A 3,864-nucleotide genomic window follows, 5' to 3' on the forward strand; every position below is an offset into this window, starting at 1 on the left:
GGAGGGGGGAGTGGGTGGAGGGTCGCAGACTGCGGTCCGGCATCAAGTGAGCGTCTTCCCTAGGTGAGTCGGAGGTCAGTCGGACGGGCAGGGCGGTCCGGTGGACTCCCTGTTCGGGCCGGCCGGCGAGGAGGGGGGCCGCCCCCACCTCCCCTGTGCCGATCGGTCTGAAATGAGCTGTCACTCCGGAAACGTGCCACACCACCGCCGCGTTCCCGAGTCCGCTCCCCGCAGACGCTACCTCCCGGCCCCGCCCCCGTCCCGTGGGGGCCGCCGGGTGTGCCGGTATCGTTGCTGACGGTCGGCCGCTTCGTAGACTTCCCCGTATCCGAGGGCGCGAAGCATTCGTACGACCGCACAAACACCGACCGCGAGAAAGGTCCCCGAACGTGGCCGACCCGGCCCCCGCCCCCAAACGCCTGGTCGTCCTGGTCTCCGGCTCCGGTACGAACCTCCAGGCCCTGCTGGACCACATCGCCGGAACCGGAGCGCGGGAGTACGGCGCCGAGGTCGTGGCGGTCGGCGCGGACCGCGCCGGGATCGAGGGCCTCGCCAGGGCCGAACGCGCGGGGATCCCGACGTTCGTCGTCAGCGTGAAGGACCACGAGACGCGGGACGGGTGGGACGCCGCGCTCGCCGGGGCCGTCGCCGCGTACGAACCGGACCTGGTGGTCTCGGCGGGGTTCATGAAGATCGTCGGCAAGGAGTTCCTGGCCCTGTTCGGCGGCCGGTTCGTGAACACGCACCCCGCGCTGCTGCCGAGTTTCCCCGGCGCCCACGGAGTGCGGGACGCGCTCGCGTACGGGGCGAAGGTCACCGGCTGCACCGTCCACTTCGTCGACGACGGCGTCGACACCGGCCCGATCATCGCCCAGGGCGTGGTCGAGGTCCGGGACGAGGACGACGAGAGCACGTTGCACGAGCGCATCAAGGAAGTCGAGCGAAGGCTGCTCGTCGAGGTCGTGGGGCGGATCGCCCGCAACGGCCACCGCATTGAGGGACGAAAGGTAGTTATCCCGTGACCGCCGAGAACGTGACCGCTGCGAACCAGCGTCCGATCCGCCGCGCGCTCGTCAGCGTGTACGACAAGACCGGCCTGGAGGAGCTGGCCCAGGGCCTGCACGCGGCCGGGGTCCAGCTCGTCTCCACCGGCTCCACCGCCGCGCGCATCGCGGGCGCCGGCGTCCCCGTCACGAAGGTCGAGGAGCTGACCGGGTTCCCCGAGTGCCTCGACGGGCGGGTCAAGACCCTGCACCCCAAGGTGCACGCCGGGATCCTCGCGGACCTGCGGCTGGAGAGCCACCGCGAGCAGCTCGCCGAGCTCGGGGTCGAGCCGTTCGACCTGGTGGTCGTCAACCTGTACCCGTTCCGGGAGACGGTGGCGTCCGGGGCGAGCGCGGACGAGTGCGTGGAGCAGATCGACATCGGCGGGCCGTCCATGGTGCGCGCCGCCGCGAAGAACCACCCGTCGGTGGCCGTGGTGACGAGCCCGGCGCGGTACGCGGACGTCCTGAAGGCCGTCACGGACGGCGGGTTCGACCTGGCCACGCGCAAGCGGCTCGCGGCGGAGGCGTTCCAGCACACCGCCGCGTACGACGTGGCCGTCGCGTCGTGGTTCGCGTCCGACTACGCCCCCGCCGACGAGTCGCGGTTCCCCGACTTCCTGGGGGCGACCTGGGCCCGCGAGAACACGCTGCGCTACGGGGAGAACCCGCACCAGCCGGCCGCGCTGTACGTCGACGGCAGCGGGACCGGGCTCGCGGTCGCCGAGCAGTTGCACGGCAAGGAGATGTCGTACAACAACTACACGGACACGGACGCCGCGCACCGGGCCGCGTACGACCACGACGAGCCGGCCGTCGCGATCATCAAGCACGCGAACCCGTGCGGGATCGCGGTGGGTTCGGATGTCGCGGAGGCGCACCGCAAGGCGCACGCGTGTGACCCGCTGTCGGCGTTCGGCGGGGTCATCGCCGTGAACCGGCCGGTGTCCAAGGAGATGGCCGAGCAGGTCGCGGAGATCTTCACCGAGGTCATCGTGGCGCCGGACTACGAGGAGGGCGCGCTCGAAGCGCTCGCCAAGAAGAAGAACATCCGGGTGCTGAAGGCTCCGCAGGGCCCGTCCGCGCCGGTCGAGCTGAAGCCCATCGGGGGCGGGGCGCTGCTCCAGGTCGCCGACCGGCTCCAGGCCGACGGCGACGATCCCGCGAACTGGACGCTGGCGACGGGTGAGGCCCTCTCCGCCGAGGAGCTGGCCGAGCTGGCGTTCGCGTGGAAGGCGTGCCGGGCGGTCAAGTCCAACGCGATCCTGCTGGCGAAGGACGGGGCGTCCGTCGGGGTCGGCATGGGGCAGGTCAACCGGGTCGACTCGGCGAAGCTGGCCGTCGAGCGGGCCGGGGCCGAGCGGGCGCAGGGTTCGTACGCCGCGTCCGACGCGTTCTTCCCCTTCCCCGACGGCCTGGAGATCCTCACCGCGGCCGGCGTCAAGGCGGTCGTCCAGCCCGGCGGTTCGGTCCGCGACGAACTCGTCGTCGAGGCGGCGCAGAAGGCGGGCGTGACGATGTACTTCACGGGGACGCGGCACTTCTTCCACTGAGCCGCACGGGAACGCCGGTCCGAGGCTGCGGGTGGGTCCCTGATACCTGTCAGGTACCCAGGACCCGCCCCAGCCCGGAGACTGGCAGGCGTCACACCGAGTCCGAGGGAAGGAACACGGAATGCGACGCCTCGTTCTGTCGAAGGCACTGGTCAGCGCGGCAGCAGTGGTCGGTCTCACCGCCGGAGGGCTCGCGACGGCGACCCCGAGCTTCGCGGCACCGGCCGCGCAGGAGCGGGCGGCGGTGGCCGAGTCGGCCTCCACGCACGCCGTCGTCAACCTCGGCCTGACCCGTGCGCAGGCCAGAAACGTCCAGCGCTGGCTGGCCGAGTTCTGGGAGTACGACGACGCCATCGACGGTCTGCTCGGCCCCCAGAGCTGGAAGGCGTACCAGCGCTGCCTCCAGAACTGGGGCTACGAGGGCCCGATCGACGGAATCGTCGGCGACGGCACGATCAGGGCCTTGCAGACCCAGCTGAAGGAGACGTCGGGTTACACCGGCCCGATCGACGGGTACGCCGGCCCACTGACCCGCGCGGCGTTCGCCCGGTTCGCCGACGCGCACGCGTAGGGCGGGCGCCGGCGGACGAGGCACCCCTGTTCCGCGTGTCAGCCGCAGTGCACGATCAGCTGGTGGGACAGGGGTGAGTAGGTGCCGGCCAGGTTGCCTTGGTTGCGCTGGGCCGTGCAGCCCGTGCGCATGTGGGAGTTGGGGCGGGTGATGTCGATGCCTACGGGGACGTAGTTGCGGCCCCGGTAGTAGGCGACGCCTCCGAGGCCCGTCGACTCGTCCGCGTTGTAGTAGATCGAGCGGACGGGGATGGTCGCGCTCCACATGCAGGTCTCGCGGCCCGAGAGCCAGTCGGGGTCGGCGTCCCGCCAGGAGCACATCTCGCCGGTGCCGTTGGGGCCGCTGAAGAAGCAGACGCTGGGGTAGGGGCAGCGGTGGTAGCCGTAGGTAGGACCGTCGGAACGGTTCTCGGCGTACGCGTACGTGGCTGTCATCGCGCCCGCCAGGAGGATCGCCGCCGCGAGGCGCAGGCGGGGCACGCGGCGCGGGCGCAGGCGGGGCAGGCGGGGTGAGCGGGTGGACTCCGTTGCCGACTCCACCCGGCGCAGCAGGTCCTTTGCGGTGGGGCGGGTGGTGTGGGCCGGGGTCAGGCAGGACTGGATGATCTCCCGCCACTCCGGGGGGAGTTCGGCGCTGAGGCGTAGGTCCTGGGTGCCGCGGGTGTAGCGGAGGGCGGCGTCCGTGCGGGCCTGGGGGG

General features: G+C 71.7%; 4 protein-coding genes. 3 read left to right on the forward strand and 1 reads right to left on the reverse strand.

What is annotated here, in order from left to right:
- Positions 1-389: 389 nt before the first annotated feature.
- From purN to AOK24_RS43105, 3 genes are all read left to right on the forward strand, one after another.
- On the forward strand, positions 390-1,022 hold the full coding sequence (gene purN / locus AOK24_RS43095) for a phosphoribosylglycinamide formyltransferase (RefSeq protein WP_055725292.1): 633 nt from the start codon (positions 390-392) through the stop codon (positions 1,020-1,022).
- Between the two features lie 11 nt (positions 1,023-1,033).
- Entirely contained in the window at positions 1,034-2,596 is a 1,563-nt protein-coding gene (gene purH, locus AOK24_RS43100; RefSeq protein ID WP_409123750.1) for a bifunctional phosphoribosylaminoimidazolecarboxamide formyltransferase/IMP cyclohydrolase, read from the forward strand.
- Between the two features lie 121 nt (positions 2,597-2,717).
- Positions 2,718-3,167 (forward strand): peptidoglycan-binding domain-containing protein, encoded by a 450-nt coding sequence (locus AOK24_RS43105; protein WP_055725294.1) that lies wholly within the window; start codon positions 2,718-2,720, stop codon positions 3,165-3,167.
- Positions 3,168-3,205: 38 nt separating this feature from the next.
- On the opposite strand, the gene AOK24_RS43110 is transcribed toward AOK24_RS43105, so the two are convergent.
- A partial coding sequence (locus AOK24_RS43110; protein WP_206191372.1) for a peptidase inhibitor family I36 protein occupies positions 3,206-3,864 on the reverse strand: 659 nt, incomplete at its 5' end.

This window comes from Streptomyces niveiscabiei (assembly GCF_001419795.1).
GTDB lineage: Bacteria > Actinomycetota > Actinomycetes > Streptomycetales > Streptomycetaceae > Streptomyces > Streptomyces niveiscabiei.